We start from the raw sequence: 13,450 nt of genomic DNA on the forward strand, positions 1-13,450 counted from the left end.
TGTGGCTGAAAAATTCGCTATTAACCAGCCAATAAATAAGCAATGAAAGTACATATCATAGGAGGAGGGAATCTTGGGGTTTCTATAGCCTTGGGAATTGCTAAATTCTCCAAAAATAATCAAGTCACAGTTACAAGAAGAAACATCGCCAGTATTCAATATTTAACGGAGTACGGAATCACGGTTTCATCAGATAATAAACATAATATTCAAGAGGCCGATGTGGTAATTTTAACCATTAAACCTTATCAGGTGGATACTGTTTTTGCTGAAATTTTATCAGCAATTCCGGGAAAAACCATTGCTTCGGCAGTGAGTGGTTTGTCTTTGGATATGCTTCAGGAAAAAACAAACAATGCTTTTCCGGTAATTCGTATTATGCCCAATATCGCGGCACAGTTTGGCGAATCGGCAACTTGTATCTCTTTCCCTGAAAAGGACAGAGAAAAAGCATTGCCAATTGTTGACCTGTTTCAGGATTTAGGAACTGCTCCGGTTATCGACGAAAAGTTAATGGATGCAGCAACAGTTTTGGGTGCCTGCGGAACAGCTTATGCGTTACGATACATTCGTGCGTCGATGCAAGCCGGAATCGAAATAGGTTTTGATTCTCAAACCGCTTTGGCAATTGCGGCACAAACCGTAAAAGGAGCGGCTAAAATGTTGCTAGAGGAAAAAGTACATCCGGAACAATTAATCGACCGTGTAACAACGCCTCAGGGCTGCACAATCGTAGGATTGAACGAAATGGAACACAATGGCTTTAGTTCGTCTTTGATAAAAGGTATTAAGACTTCTTTGAAACAGATCAAGGGATAAGATTTAATAAATTACAATATTTAAAATTCCAAATTCCAACTTTGTTGGGGTTTGGGATTTTTTTTTGTTTTTAAGATACTGCTTATCGTTATAGTTTGTCACTTCGAGCGAAGGGAGAAGTCGTACTAGAAACTCGTCAAATATTGATAGAAATCAAGTTGTCGAATAATTGGAATTTATTAATTATGACAATATTCAATTAAATCGCTTATATCTTTTTTATTTAAAACTTTGGAAAATTTAATCCTATGATAATCAATTCCAAATTGTTCAATTTTAGTACTGTCAATTTTGTTTCTTTTATTCATTAACCATTTTTTCATTACTAATGAGTCAATTTGATACAATGCAGGTCCGGTAGATCTTGCATTTTTTTTATGACAGGCTGCGCAATTTGAATTGAAAATCTCTTTTCCTTCTGTTTCATTTTCTGTTAAATCAGAATTTCCGCAAAACGCAGGCACGGGCATTCTGCAATCAAAAGCGGGTGGAACATAAGTTTTTATGTGATAGAATATAAATCGATAAGTGCAGTGATAAGTAAAACTGAAAAGAGAAGTATTTGACGGATTTTATTCATTTGCAGCTTTAGTTACTTGGAATTTAAAAAATTTATTTCTTAATAAGCTGTATATACTTCCTCCCACATTCTGAAAGTTTAGTATAAGAATTCATGGCGTTACCATAATTCTGAATCGTGAGAGTGTCTTTAGTATAACTGGCGCTAATTCCTACCGGAATATCCAATTGTTGAGAAGTTGTTTCTGAATCAGCTATAGAATCATTGTCTTCTTCACGGCTAATATCTCCTTCGTATTCATCCCATTCTATGCCTTCTAAAACGATAATTTTTTCTCCGGATTCGTTGGTGGTTAAATTAGCGATACCTTTTAATTGTCGAAGTTTCGTTTTTAAAGCATAACTATAACCAGTTTTAGTTTTGGTTATGGTTATCGAAATTTTACATTCATCGTTATTGTCCGATTCAGGCTGTGTTTCATATAAACCTTCGATCACTTCTTCATTTGTGTTCGTTTGAAGCGAAACTTTTGATGTAGAGGGATCTTTTTCAACTGCAGGTTTTGGCTTATTATTGCAGGCCAAAACCAGGAATGCAAGTACGAATACAGCTGTGATTTTAGATATCGAATTCATAAAATCAAGAAGTTTTATTTCTTGTCAGGGTATATTTCAAATAAACAAATCCAAATATTCCGGAAAGTACGGATGCGATAAGGATGGCAATTTTAGAAAAAACGATAACCTCGGGATCTTTAAAAGCCAGAAGCGTGATAAAAATTGACATTGTAAAACCAATTCCGCCTAACATTCCCGCGCCCAGAATATGTGCCCATTTTAGACTTTTGGGCAAAGCGCACAAACCAGCACTTACTCCAATCGAAGAAAAAAGTAAAATCCCTAACGGTTTTCCTATTACTAAACCTAAAATAATTCCATATGTATTAGGATGATTTAGTCCCTGATGCCAGTCAGATTCTATAGCAATGCATGTATTGGCGATAGCAAATAGCGGTAAAATAACAAAAGCAACAGGTTTATGTAAAAAATGCTGCAGTTTATATGAAGAAGATTGTTCTCCGCCATCTCCAAACGGAATTACAAATGCCAGAATAACACCCGTAATGGTAGCGTGAACTCCCGAATTAAGCATAAAATACCACATTACAATTCCTCCAATTAAATAAGGAATCAGGTTATGAATTTTCATTCGATTCAAAATAAACAAGAAAATCCATATTCCTAAAGCAATGGCAAGATTTACAAATGCAATTGAGGTGGTGTAAAATATAGCAATAACGATAATCGCTCCAAGATCATCGATAACCGCCAAAGCAGTTAAAAACACTTTTAATGACGCTGGAACTCTTTTTCCTAAAAGAGATAAAATCCCAATGGCAAACGCGATATCAGTCGCCATAGGAATTCCTGCTCCGTTTTGCGTTGCAGTTCCAAAATTTAAAGCCAGGAAAATAGCGGCAGGAACTAACATTCCGCCAAATGCTGCCATAATTGGTAACGAAGCGTTTTTTATACTTGATAGTTCACCATGGTAGATTTCGCGTTCTAATTCCAGGCCAATTAATAAGAAGAAAATGGTCATTAATCCATCGTTAATCCAGTGTGTGATCGAATGCCCGCCTAAGTCTTTTTCCCAAAAGGCAATATATTCTGTTTGAAAAGAAGAATTGGCCAGGTAAAGAGATATAATCGTAACAAATAGTAAGAGTAATCCTCCTGATTTTTCGTTGTCAAAAAAGGCTTTAAAGGTCTTGGTTAGTTTCATTGTGGAGGGAGTTGTGTGAATTTAGAAAGATATATATTCAGCTAAAATCGCTGAGTCTTTGCATTTTCAAAGTTAAAAAAAATCCTGCCAATAAAAAATTTTAAGCTTATTGTCTTCAATACATGCCTGGTTTGATTTTGTAAAATGTCTTTTTTGTCAATCATTTTCTTTGCGATTTTGTGACTTTGCGAGATTAATATAAACGGTAAACTTTAATAAAGAATAAGCTGTATTTTTGCTTTATAAAATATAATACAATGAGCATAAAAATTCTGCATATCGACAGCAATAACCCAATTCTTTGGCAACAATTAGAAGATGCCGGTTTTGAAAACCACGCCGATTTTAAATCTTCTAAAGAAGAAATCGAAGCCAAAATTCAGGATTATAACGGAATCGTAATTCGTAGCCGTTTTAAAATTGATAAAACTTTTTTAGACAAGGCAACCAATTTACAGTTTATTGCCAGAGTTGGCGCGGGTTTAGAAAGTATCGATTGTGATTATGCTGAGGCAAAAGGGATTCATTTAATTGCTGCGCCCGAAGGTAATCGCAACGCTGTTGCAGAGCATTCATTGGGTGTAATTTTATCGTTATTTAATAATTTGAATCAGGCCGACGCCGAGATAAAGGCCGGACACTGGAATCGTGAAAGCAATCGCGGTCATGAATTAAATGGCAAAACGGTGGGGATTATCGGTTACGGAAATATGGGAAAAGCTTTCGCTAAAAAACTTCGTGGTTTTGAAGTCGATGTTATTTTTCATGATATTTTAGAAAATATTGGTGACGAAAATGCCCAACAAGTTTCGCTACAGGAATTACAGCAAAAAGCAGATGTTTTGAGTTTGCACCTTCCGTGGACTCCTGAAACGGATAAAATGGTAAATACTGATTTTATAAATGCATTTGCAAAGCCATTTTGGATCATAAATACTTCACGTGGTAAAAATATCGTTACGGCAGATTTGGTCGAAGCAATGAAGGCGAAAAAGATTTTGGGCGCAGGTCTGGATGTTTTAGAATATGAGAAATTATCTTTTGAAACCTTGTTTCAGGATAAAAATACTCCCGAAGCATTTCAGTATTTATTAGAAGCTAAAAATGCTTTGCTGACGCCTCATATTGCGGGATGGACTTTTGAAAGTCATGAACGTTTGGCGCAGGTTATTGTCGATAAAATTAAGGCAGTGTATTCAAAGTAAGCTGAGCAAAAAAGAGCTCACAAGCCTTGTATAATTTTTAGAGTTTTATAACGAGTTTTTTCTGTACAATTTTCAGGTGATTATTAGTTTTTAAAGTTAATTTTTAATAATATTGTTTCTAAATAAGGAGTAGCCGAAAATCCAAAGAGTAGGAACTAACCAATTAATTTTAATAAATAAAAATGGAAAACAATTTTCAAGAGACGTCTAATGATTTTAATGAGCAAATTCCGGTATTCAAAGTAGATCCCATAATGGTATTGGTTTTTGGATTTTTAACTTGCGGTTTATATTTAATTTATTGGAATATTAAAGTTGCAGAAGTTTTTAATGCTGTAGCTAAAAGAGAAGTTATTTCGCAGCCTATTGCAATTTTTGCAGGATGTTGTATGCCGGTAAATATTTATTTTTATTACTTAGCTGGTAAAGATGCATTGCCAAAAGTTTATGAAAAAACAGGTGAACTTCAAAAAGATCAGTCTACTTTATTAATTGTTTTAGGTCTTTTCTTTCCTATGGCAGCAGCAATGATTGTACAAGGTGATATCAACAGATTATACAAATAATAGCAGAGTAAAGCGTAAAGTTTACGGAATTATCGGTGCAGCAATTACACTGATAATTCCGTTTTTCTTAATGCTCAACAATCACAATGACCATTTAGAGACAGATCAGTCGTTTTGTCCTTTCAAGATGGTGACCGGATTTCCTTGTCCGGGTTGTGGTATAACAAAATCGTTAGTGTATTTTTATCAGGGAGATATTTATAAAAGCGTTAGTTATCATATTTTAGGACCTTTTGTGATTGTATTTTGCTGGTTGACTATCATTATACTAACCACAGAAATTATTGCCAAAAAAGAATATTTTACAGGCCTTTTATACAATCGAAAATTAGCCTATAATATGGCTTATTTTCTAGCCTTTTATCATTTGATACGATTAGTGTTATTTGTTAGGAATAATTCTTTTGATGATATATTACATCAGTCGATTTGGTTTTAAAACATAAAAAAAAACTCATAAGCCGAGGCTTATGAGTTTTTTTATTTTATATCAAATTTGAAACTAATCTTCTTTTTCAGATAATTTACGCTCCAGTTCTATCTGAAACTCTTCGATAACCGGTTTCATAGTGCTTTCTGGAATATCTGCGATTCTTATGTACATTAAACCATCTACGGCATTGTTAAACAAAGGATCGACGTTGAAAGCTACAACACGCGCATTTTGCTTGATGTATTTTTTAATTAAAACCGGTAAACGTAAATTCCCTGGTTCTAATTCATCAATGATTTTATCGAATTTGTTTAAGTCAGATTCTGCTTCATCAAAGATAAAATCTTTGTCAGCGTCTTTTAGTTTTACCTTATACGCTTTCTTAGGGTGAATGTACTGCGCAATATAAGGATCATAATAATTCGACTTCATGAACTCAATCATCAGTGATTTCGAAAAGTCAGAGAATTGATTACTGATACTCACGCCGCCCAATAAATATTTATGTTCAGGATAACGCAAAGTAGTATGAATAATACCTTTCCATAACAAGAACAATGGCATTGGTTTTTGCTGATATTCCTTAATGATAAACGCACGACCCATTTCGATCGATTTGTGCATCATGTCGTGCAATTCAGGTTCGAATCTAAATAAATCATTCAAATAAAAACCTTCAATTCCGTACTTAGGGTAAATTTCAGAACCCAGTCCCATACGATAAGCGCCTGCAATTTTTTTAGTGTCTTCATCCCATAAAAACATATGGTGATAATATTGGTCAAACTGATCTAAGTCGATAGATTCATTTGTTCCTTCGCCCACCTCACGAAAAGTGATTTCACGCAAACGGCCAATTTCGTGGAGAATGTTCGGGATAGATTTCGCCCTTGCAAAAAATACTTCGTAGTTTTTACTTTGCAATAAACGGCAATCACTATTTCTTAACATATTCACCTCGTCAATCATTTTTGACTCACTCGCAGGCGTTACGATTTTTTTAGGTGCTTTTGGTATTTTTAAACTCGCCGTGTCCAGTAATTTATGGTCCTTTTCGAAAGGATTGGCAAGCATATAAGTCTTCTTTCTTAAAAACTCCGAGTAATCTTCAAACGATTCAAACTCGTTTTGTTCGTTTACAGAAATTGGTTTTCCAATACGAACTTTAATTACACGGTCTTTCTGCGTAAGCAATTCCGATGGTAATTTTGCAGTTCGTAAAGTATCATCAATTTTAGAAAGCCAATAGAATAATCGGCTGTTTTTAGCATGAAAATAAATAGGTACAACCGGAACTTTGGCTTTTCTAATCAATTTTAGAGCGCCTTCTTCCCAGGGTTTATCTACAACTAATTTCCCATCTCTGTAGGTTGAAACTTCCCCGGCAGGGAAAATCCCCAAAGGTTTTCCATCACTTAAATGACGCAACGTTTCTTTAATTCCCACTACGCTCGATTTAGCATCCTTATGATTCTCAAAAGGATTCACCGGCATGATGTATTTTTTAAGCGGAACAATTCGGTGTAATAAAAAGTTGGCAATGATCTTGAAATTTGGTTCTCTTTCGAGCATTAATTTCAATAGCAATATACCATCAATTCCTCCAAGCGGGTGATTTGAAATGGTAATATAAGCACCATCTTTAGGTAAACGTTTTAAATCTTCTTCCGGAATTTCGAATTTAATTTGCAATTCATCCAATACTCCGTTCAAAAACGCAACGTCTTCTAAATGTTTATTATGATCGTAAATTTTATTAAGGGTAGAAATTTTAAGGACCTTCATAAGAATCCAGCCTGAAAAAGTACCAAGAACTCCGTACTTTTCAACATTTATTGCCTTTGCAACTTCTTTCGCGGTAACTAAACCCATGTACTATTTTTAATTTATTAGAGCAGCGAACAAAGATAACAAAAAAGTCTACTTTTCGTTGTTTCAAACACAAACTTTCCACTTTTTTATTACATTTGAAATCCAAAAAAAACACTAATGAAAATTATTTCTTATAATGTAAACGGAATACGTGCCGCAATAACTAAAGGCTTCATCGAATGGTTGCAACAGGCTAATCCTGATGTTATTTGTCTTCAGGAAATAAAAGCAACCGAAGAACAAATTCCCGTAAACGATATTACTGCTGCAGGTTACCCATATCAATATTATTATCCGGCTACCAAAAAAGGGTATAGCGGAGTGGCTATTTTATCTAAAATAAAACCCAATAATGTGGTTTACGGAACCGGCATTCAGCACATGGATTTTGAAGGACGTAACCTTCGTGCCGATTTCGACGATTGTTCAGTAATGAGTTTATACCTTCCGTCTGGAACCAATATTGAGAGATTAGACCATAAATTTATGTTTATGGATGACTTTCAAACTTATATTAACGAGCTAAAGCTAACAATACCTAATTTAATTATTTGTGGCGATTATAATATTTGCCACGAAGCCATCGATATTCATGATCCCGTTCGTAACAAAACTGTTTCAGGATTTTTACCTGCAGAACGCGCCTGGCTTGATGGCTTTATGAAATCAGGTTTTGTTGATAGTTTCCGTCATTTCAATAAAGATCCGCATCATTATTCATGGTGGAGTTACCGCGCCGGAGCCAGAGGAAATAACAAAGGCTGGCGTATCGATTACAATTTGGTAAGCGATTCTTTGCAACACAGATTAAAACGTGCCGTAATTCTTCCAGATGCAGTACATTCAGATCACTGCCCGGTTTTAGTAGAAATCGAGTAAAGTTTGGTACTGTTCTTGTTGAGAGAATAGCGAGTTTAGGGACGAGCATTATTTAGCTATTTTGCAATTTGAAATTTATCCCGAGGCTTCTGGATTGGAATTTTAATTTTAAGGAGCTATTTCCTGCTGTCCACTATATTTTTGTGGTGAACCCCACCACAAAAGGATGGCGTTCCCATCAGGGCTAGGGCTCTCCGTAAAACAAGAAATTTTGAATTATTAATGCGCCCCAAAAATAAAAACCAAAAAGTAATATGATTAAAAAGGCCTCCATCGGACTAATAGTTGTAGCTATGTCTATGACTTCATGCGTATCCAAGAAAATTTACAACGATCTTGAAACAAAATATTCAGATCTTAAAAAAGAAAACCGTTCAATCGCTGATCAAAATGCCGATTTACAAAAAGCAAAAAACGAATTAGAATTAGAACGTGATAAACTAACAAAAGATCTGGCCAGCAAAAAAGATGATCTTGCCAAACAAAAAGCAGATCTTGCCGCAGCACAAAACAAATTCAAAGTTTTGCAGGATTCATACAACGCACTAGAGAAAAACAGCAACGATGCATTAGAGAAAAACATGGCTAAAAACCGTGAATTGCTGGCACAATTAGAAGCAAAATCAAAAAAACTAGCCGAAGAACAAGCAAGTCTGGATAAAACAGCAAGTCGCTTAAACGAACTTGAAGCTATGATTGCAGCTAAAGAAGCAGCAATGAAAAAACTAAAAGAAACTTTGTCTAAAGCCTTAAATGGTTTTGAAGGTAAAGGTCTTACAGTAGAACAAAAAAACGGAAAAGTATATGTTTCTATGGAAAACAAATTGCTTTTCAATTCAGGAAGCTGGGCCGTTGGAACCGAAGGTAGAAAAGCCGTTGTAGAATTAGGAAAAGTATTAGGAGACAATCCTGATCTTTCGGTTCTTATCGAAGGTCATACTGATGATGATCCGTATGCAGGTTCTGGACCAATTGCAAACAACTGGGATTTATCTACAAAAAGAGCTACAGCAATTGTAAATATTTTAAGTGAAAACGCTAAAATCAATAAACAAAAACTAACAGCAGCAGGTCGTAGCGAGTTTTCTCCGCTAGCGAGTAATGCTACCCCGGAAGGAAAAGCTAAAAACCGCAGAATCGAAATCATCCTAACACCAAGATTAGATGAAATCGCTGAGATGTTGAATAGTATTAATTAAGTTGTTAAGTCTCTGAGAGGCTAAGTTGCTAAGTTTTTTTTAAGATTAAAAAGGTTCAAAGTTTTACTTTGGGCCTTTTTTGGTTTCTAGTATTTCTTGCAAGGTTTTGAAAACCTTGTAAGAAATGAAAAATAGATTATTCATTTTATATAATGTAGTCCCTAACGGGACAAATATTCGTTTGTATTATTTTTTCTACCAATATTTAATCTCTTCGAGATATTTTTAAGGCTTAAAATGTTTTGGTTTTGTCGCAATTTGTCTTAAAGAAAAATAATTTTAAGAATACTCCGTTAGGAGTTAGATGTTGGTAGTAGAAGAGAAGAATCGTCTAAATGATTGTCCCGTTAGGGACTATATCTATAGAAGAAATAAAAGTAAAAGTTATGAGATGTTTAAAAAAGAAAGATATGATATTTGTTGATCCAAATCTTGTTGAAAAGAATAATTTATTATGGGTAGAATATCATCAAAAAGTAGAATTGGGTTTGGAAGATATAAAACACAATAGGATAATTTCGAAAGAAGATTTAGAGAAAGAAATGCTAGATTGGGATAATGATTAGATGGAATTCATATTCTTATCCTTTTTTTAACTTTTGTACAATTTTCATTTGAAAAATCCCGTCGTATCTTTGAGTTTTATAATTCAAAAGCTGTAAACTTAGAATCTTAGTCACTCAGCAACTTAGAAACTCAAAAGAAATGAAGTATACCACACTACCCAACACCGACATAAAAGTTAGTAAAATAAACCTCGGAACAATGACTTTCGGGCAGCAAAACACCGAAGCAGAAGGACATCAACAAATGGATTATGCACTCGAAAGAGGTATTAATTTTTTTGATACTGCCGAGATGTATTCGGTTCCTGCAAACGAAGCCACTTACGGAAGTACCGAGAAGATCATAGGAACCTGGTTCAAGAAAACCGGAAATCGCGAAAAAGTGGTTTTGGCCTCTAAAATTGCGGGACCAAACCCTAATTTTACCTACATGCGTGAGAAAGTAGATTTCTCTCCGGAAAGCATTAAATATGCTTTAGAAAATAGTTTAACACGTCTTCAGACAGATTATATCGATTTGTACCAAATGCATTGGCCGGAAAGACCAACAAATTATTTTGGACAACGCGGTTTTAAAGATCACGATGCCGAATGGGAAGATAATTTTAGAGAAATTCTGGAAACTTTTAACGGATTAATCAAAGAAGGTAAAATCAAACACATTGGGGTTTCTAACGAAAATGCGTGGGGAATGATGCGTTTTCTGGAAGAAAGCAAATATCAAGACCTGCCAAGAATCAAAACCGTTCAAAATCCGTATAACTTATTGAATCGTCTTTTTGAAGTAGGTTCTGCCGAAATTTCTAAATACGAAAATGTAGGTTTACTGGCATATTCTCCTTTAGCTTTTGGAGTTTTAACGGGTAAATTTTTAACCGGAGAAGCACATCCAAATGCGAGAATCAATCTTTTCCCGCAATACACGCGTTATAATAGTGATCAATGTACCCAAGCAACAAGATTGTATCAGGAAATTGCAAAAAAACACGGCCTGACATTGACAGAACTGGCAATGGGATTTGTTTTGCAACAACCGTTTTTAACCAGTGCGATTATTGGTGCGACGACAATGGAACAACTAAAAGAAAATATCGACACTATAGATGTGTTCTTGTCAAAAGAAATTTTAACCGAGATTGCTGCAGTTCAGGCGATAATTCCTGATCCGGCTCCTTAATTAGAGTTTTTAGATTAAACACAAATTCCACTAATAAACACAGAGCAATCCGTGAGAATTAGTGGAATTCGTGTTTAAATTCTATTTTCTTATAAATTCAAATTCTGATCTTTAGGATATCTGACTTTATAACTAATTCTGAATTTCTTGTTTTCATTTGGTTTCAGCTGCAATTGCCAGGTTATTATTCCGGTTTCGGCATTTACTTTTGCACCGTCGGTTTGCAATAATTCTACCTCAATTTCTTTGTTGGTACTTAATGGGTATTGATCTTTCAATAACAATTCGACCGCTTCTTTTTTATTGTTTCTCACGGTAATATCAAAAGTAAAAGTTTGTTCTTTTTTAGTAGATAAAAACTTAGTTCCTGATTTATCAGCGACTTTTTCGCGTTTTATCGAAACCTTTTTATCACGCCCCATGCTCAGATTCAAAGTATCACTGGTTTGATTAGGTTCTATGAAAGTTTTACCAACATACATCCCTTCAAAAATAATATTAGCTTCACCTCTTAGTAAATTATACTTACTGTAATCTGCAATTTCGGCCAACAAAAATGCTTCATTCTCTACTCGTGGAACTGCATAATATTTATAAGTTGCAGGTAATTTAATTTCTTTTAATGAAACACTGTGTATTTTTCCATTCGATAAAATATCATAGGGGATATCAATATCAAACGAAACATTCAGTTGGTTTTCTGCAACAGTAGTATAATTAGAAACTGATGATTCCATCATTACAGGAGCAGCCATATCCATAGATTTTTCTGCTTCTCTTGAAACTTTTGCAATACTTCCCTGAATCTGATTTCTTTTGCTCAATCCATAAGCAGTAGTAGTCACTTGCCCATAGGTTTGATTGGCTAAAAACCAAGAACTTAATATTGGTGCCTGATTATTTTGATTAGGCTGTCCGCTTGATAAAGTCAGTTTTACTTTTTTCCAGTCAATACCCGTGTTCTGAACCACTTGTGCTTTGTACATCATATTAATTGGCGATGTAACGCTTTCGGCACGCAAATCATAAAAAGGTGTCCAGGTTGCATTATCCGTTAGATAAGAAATGTCGAACGGAATTACTCCGGCAGTTTGATTCATCACCTGTAAGATTAGTTTTCCTGATGATGTTTTCTCTTCTTTATTTGCGTTTATTTCCAGCTTATTATTCAATTTTCGAAGCGTTTCATTCAGCTTTGTCTGTTTCTCTGTAAGAGTATTGATATTGTTGGCAATCTCAATTTGCTTGTTTTTATAATAATCAACCATTTTCATTAATTCGGTTACGTTCAAGCCTGAATTTACTCCCGAAATCTGTTGGTTTTTATCTAAAAGCTGGATCGTTTTGTTTTCTGAATTAATCGTATTATGCACTTTCTGAATTTCCTTCTGAACCAAAACGATACTGTCCCTTACTATTTTTAGTGCAGGCGATTTAGAATCGGCTTCATATTCTGAAATATAATTGTTGGTAAACTGAACCGAAAGAACTGTTACGTTTGATGGCGCACCAATTTGCACAGAATTTTCATTTAAATTCACCGCTACGTTTTTGATTACAATTTCGCTCGCACCAGCCGGAAGTGTTGCAGTTGCAGTTTGAGATAATTCGGCGGCATTAAAATATACTGTTGCTGATTTTACTTTGGCAGTAGTAAAAATTGGCTTTTGTGCCAATACAAACGTGCTTATTAGCAATAAGAGCAATGTGGCTTGTTTTTTAATCATGAGTTTATAATTTAAAGTGTTATTATAAAATTATAGATAACAAAAATGGCCCTAAGGTTGGTTTAACTTAATAATAAATTACTAAAATGATTGTCTTTTTAGAATTATCAATCTTTTTTTCGATGATCCTAAAAAACTTTTCATTTACCATTGGGCATCCCAAACTGTTACAAATAGGATTAATTTGCTCGTCAAACGGAACGTCAATATATTTGTGAAGTACTATATTGCGGTCGAAAGCATTGCTATTGGTTTGGTCTAAACCATATAATTTATAGGCTTTGCCAAATCTTCCCGAATAGGAACCGCCAATGGCATATTTGCCTAAAGAGCTGCAATTCGAATTCTTTACATTGCTAAATTTCAATTTTCCCGGAGTTCCTGTTTCTGATCCGGAACCATGTCCGACCAGACCTTTATCGAGTAGTTTGTTGTGTTTTAAATCGTAAATAAAAAACCGGTTTTTTCCAGATTCAATCTTCATGTCTAAAAAGAAAACAACATCTGAATTGTATTTAGGCGTTTTCCCCAAAAAACTCCTGATTTCAGTGATCTCACTTTTTAGCTTCTCTTCGTAGGAGTAAACCGGTTTTGAACTTTTAATACTTATCGATTCTTCTTTCTTGTTCATACATGCAAAACTCAGACCAAAAATGCTGGACAGCAGCAAAAGGAAAATTTTCTTTTTCATGATTACCGCTT

At 34.8% G+C, this 13,450-nt stretch carries 14 protein-coding genes; 8 read left to right on the plus strand and 6 right to left on the minus strand.

Annotation, left to right across the window (positions count from 1 at the left end):
- Nucleotides 1-42 precede the first annotated feature (42 nt).
- Nucleotides 43-819, plus strand: coding sequence for a pyrroline-5-carboxylate reductase (gene proC, locus GIY83_RS20605; RefSeq protein WP_194617951.1), 777 nt, complete (start codon nucleotides 43-45; stop codon nucleotides 817-819).
- A gap of 179 nt (nucleotides 820-998) precedes the next feature.
- Here the strand turns inward: proC and GIY83_RS25185 are convergent, their stop codons facing one another.
- From GIY83_RS25185 to nhaA, 3 genes are all read right to left on the minus strand, one after another.
- Nucleotides 999-1,289: a cytochrome c gene (locus GIY83_RS25185; RefSeq protein WP_208683201.1), complete on the minus strand. Its 291-nt coding sequence runs from the start codon at nucleotides 1,287-1,289 to the stop codon at nucleotides 999-1,001.
- Nucleotides 1,290-1,431: 142 nt separating this feature from the next.
- Entirely contained in the window at nucleotides 1,432-1,974 is a 543-nt protein-coding gene (locus tag GIY83_RS20615; RefSeq protein ID WP_208683203.1) for a hypothetical protein, read from the minus strand.
- Between the two features lie 4 nt (nucleotides 1,975-1,978).
- Nucleotides 1,979-3,124, minus strand: a complete 1,146-nt coding sequence (gene nhaA / locus GIY83_RS20620) for a Na+/H+ antiporter NhaA (protein ID WP_208683205.1) — start codon at nucleotides 3,122-3,124, stop codon at nucleotides 1,979-1,981.
- Nucleotides 3,125-3,381: 257 nt separating this feature from the next.
- Here nhaA and GIY83_RS20625 point away from each other — a divergent pair, with 257 nt between their 5' ends.
- The 3 genes from GIY83_RS20625 (at nucleotide 3,382) to GIY83_RS20635 (ending at nucleotide 5,334) form a co-directional block, all read left to right on the plus strand.
- Nucleotides 3,382-4,329: a 2-hydroxyacid dehydrogenase gene (locus GIY83_RS20625; protein WP_208683207.1), complete on the plus strand. Its 948-nt coding sequence runs from the start codon at nucleotides 3,382-3,384 to the stop codon at nucleotides 4,327-4,329.
- Between the two features lie 182 nt (nucleotides 4,330-4,511).
- Nucleotides 4,512-4,895, plus strand: a complete 384-nt coding sequence (locus GIY83_RS20630) for a DUF4234 domain-containing protein (protein WP_194617946.1) — start codon at nucleotides 4,512-4,514, stop codon at nucleotides 4,893-4,895.
- Nucleotides 4,870-5,334 (plus strand): DUF2752 domain-containing protein, encoded by a 465-nt coding sequence (locus GIY83_RS20635; RefSeq protein WP_208683209.1) that lies wholly within the window; start codon nucleotides 4,870-4,872, stop codon nucleotides 5,332-5,334. The genes GIY83_RS20630 and GIY83_RS20635 overlap by 26 nt, the downstream gene beginning before the upstream one ends.
- Nucleotides 5,335-5,397: 63 nt before the next feature.
- Here the strand turns inward: GIY83_RS20635 and GIY83_RS20640 are convergent, their stop codons facing one another.
- Nucleotides 5,398-7,200: a lysophospholipid acyltransferase family protein gene (locus GIY83_RS20640; protein ID WP_194617943.1), complete on the minus strand. Its 1,803-nt coding sequence runs from the start codon at nucleotides 7,198-7,200 to the stop codon at nucleotides 5,398-5,400.
- A 117-nt stretch (nucleotides 7,201-7,317) separates the two neighbouring features.
- Between GIY83_RS20640 and GIY83_RS20645 the strand changes: the two genes are divergently transcribed.
- The 4 genes from GIY83_RS20645 (at nucleotide 7,318) to GIY83_RS20660 (ending at nucleotide 11,021) form a co-directional block, all read left to right on the plus strand.
- The gene (locus tag GIY83_RS20645) at nucleotides 7,318-8,079 is read left to right on the plus strand and encodes an exodeoxyribonuclease III (RefSeq protein ID WP_208683211.1); all 762 of its coding nucleotides are present in this window, start codon (nucleotides 7,318-7,320) and stop codon (nucleotides 8,077-8,079) included.
- A gap of 254 nt (nucleotides 8,080-8,333) precedes the next feature.
- Nucleotides 8,334-9,278 carry an OmpA family protein gene (locus tag GIY83_RS20650; RefSeq protein WP_208683213.1) on the plus strand — a complete coding sequence of 315 codons (945 nt, stop codon included), beginning with the start codon at nucleotides 8,334-8,336 and terminating at the stop codon, nucleotides 9,276-9,278.
- Between the two features lie 335 nt (nucleotides 9,279-9,613).
- Nucleotides 9,614-9,844, plus strand: coding sequence for a hypothetical protein (locus tag GIY83_RS20655; RefSeq protein ID WP_208683215.1), 231 nt, complete (start codon nucleotides 9,614-9,616; stop codon nucleotides 9,842-9,844).
- 139 nt (nucleotides 9,845-9,983) lie between these two features.
- Complete coding sequence (locus GIY83_RS20660; protein ID WP_194617939.1) at nucleotides 9,984-11,021, plus strand: aldo/keto reductase; 1,038 nt, start codon at nucleotides 9,984-9,986, stop codon at nucleotides 11,019-11,021.
- A gap of 89 nt (nucleotides 11,022-11,110) precedes the next feature.
- On the opposite strand, the gene GIY83_RS20665 is transcribed toward GIY83_RS20660, so the two are convergent.
- Both GIY83_RS20665 and GIY83_RS20670 read right to left on the minus strand, forming a co-directional pair.
- Complete coding sequence (locus GIY83_RS20665; RefSeq protein WP_208683218.1) at nucleotides 11,111-12,748, minus strand: DUF4139 domain-containing protein; 1,638 nt, start codon at nucleotides 12,746-12,748, stop codon at nucleotides 11,111-11,113.
- 67 nt (nucleotides 12,749-12,815) lie between these two features.
- Nucleotides 12,816-13,439: a murein L,D-transpeptidase catalytic domain-containing protein gene (locus GIY83_RS20670; protein ID WP_208683220.1), complete on the minus strand. Its 624-nt coding sequence runs from the start codon at nucleotides 13,437-13,439 to the stop codon at nucleotides 12,816-12,818.
- Between the last annotated feature and the right edge of the window lie 11 nt (nucleotides 13,440-13,450).

The sequence above is a fragment of the Flavobacterium sp. SLB02 genome (assembly GCF_009664855.1).
Lineage (GTDB): Bacteria > Bacteroidota > Bacteroidia > Flavobacteriales > Flavobacteriaceae > Flavobacterium.

Excerpts from the sequence above, each read along its gene's own strand:
- proC (WP_194617951.1), top strand. The coding sequence starts at position 43 with ATGAAAGTACATATCATAGGAGGAGGGAATCTTGGGGTTTCTATAGCC.
- GIY83_RS25185 (WP_208683201.1), bottom strand. The coding sequence starts at position 1,289 with ATGCCCGTGCCTGCGTTTTGCGGAAATTCTGATTTAACAGAAAATGAA.
- GIY83_RS20615 (WP_208683203.1), bottom strand. The coding sequence starts at position 1,974 with ATGAATTCGATATCTAAAATCACAGCTGTATTCGTACTTGCATTCCTG.
- nhaA (WP_208683205.1), bottom strand. The coding sequence starts at position 3,124 with ATGAAACTAACCAAGACCTTTAAAGCCTTTTTTGACAACGAAAAATCA.
- GIY83_RS20625 (WP_208683207.1), top strand. The coding sequence starts at position 3,382 with ATGAGCATAAAAATTCTGCATATCGACAGCAATAACCCAATTCTTTGG.
- GIY83_RS20630 (WP_194617946.1), top strand. The coding sequence starts at position 4,512 with ATGGAAAACAATTTTCAAGAGACGTCTAATGATTTTAATGAGCAAATT.
- GIY83_RS20640 (WP_194617943.1), bottom strand. The coding sequence starts at position 7,200 with ATGGGTTTAGTTACCGCGAAAGAAGTTGCAAAGGCAATAAATGTTGAA.
- GIY83_RS20645 (WP_208683211.1), top strand. The coding sequence starts at position 7,318 with ATGAAAATTATTTCTTATAATGTAAACGGAATACGTGCCGCAATAACT.
- GIY83_RS20650 (WP_208683213.1), top strand. The coding sequence starts at position 8,334 with ATGATTAAAAAGGCCTCCATCGGACTAATAGTTGTAGCTATGTCTATG.
- GIY83_RS20655 (WP_208683215.1), top strand. The coding sequence starts at position 9,614 with ATGATTGTCCCGTTAGGGACTATATCTATAGAAGAAATAAAAGTAAAA.
- GIY83_RS20660 (WP_194617939.1), top strand. The coding sequence starts at position 9,984 with ATGAAGTATACCACACTACCCAACACCGACATAAAAGTTAGTAAAATA.
- GIY83_RS20665 (WP_208683218.1), bottom strand. The coding sequence starts at position 12,748 with ATGATTAAAAAACAAGCCACATTGCTCTTATTGCTAATAAGCACGTTT.
- GIY83_RS20670 (WP_208683220.1), bottom strand. The coding sequence starts at position 13,439 with ATGAAAAAGAAAATTTTCCTTTTGCTGCTGTCCAGCATTTTTGGTCTG.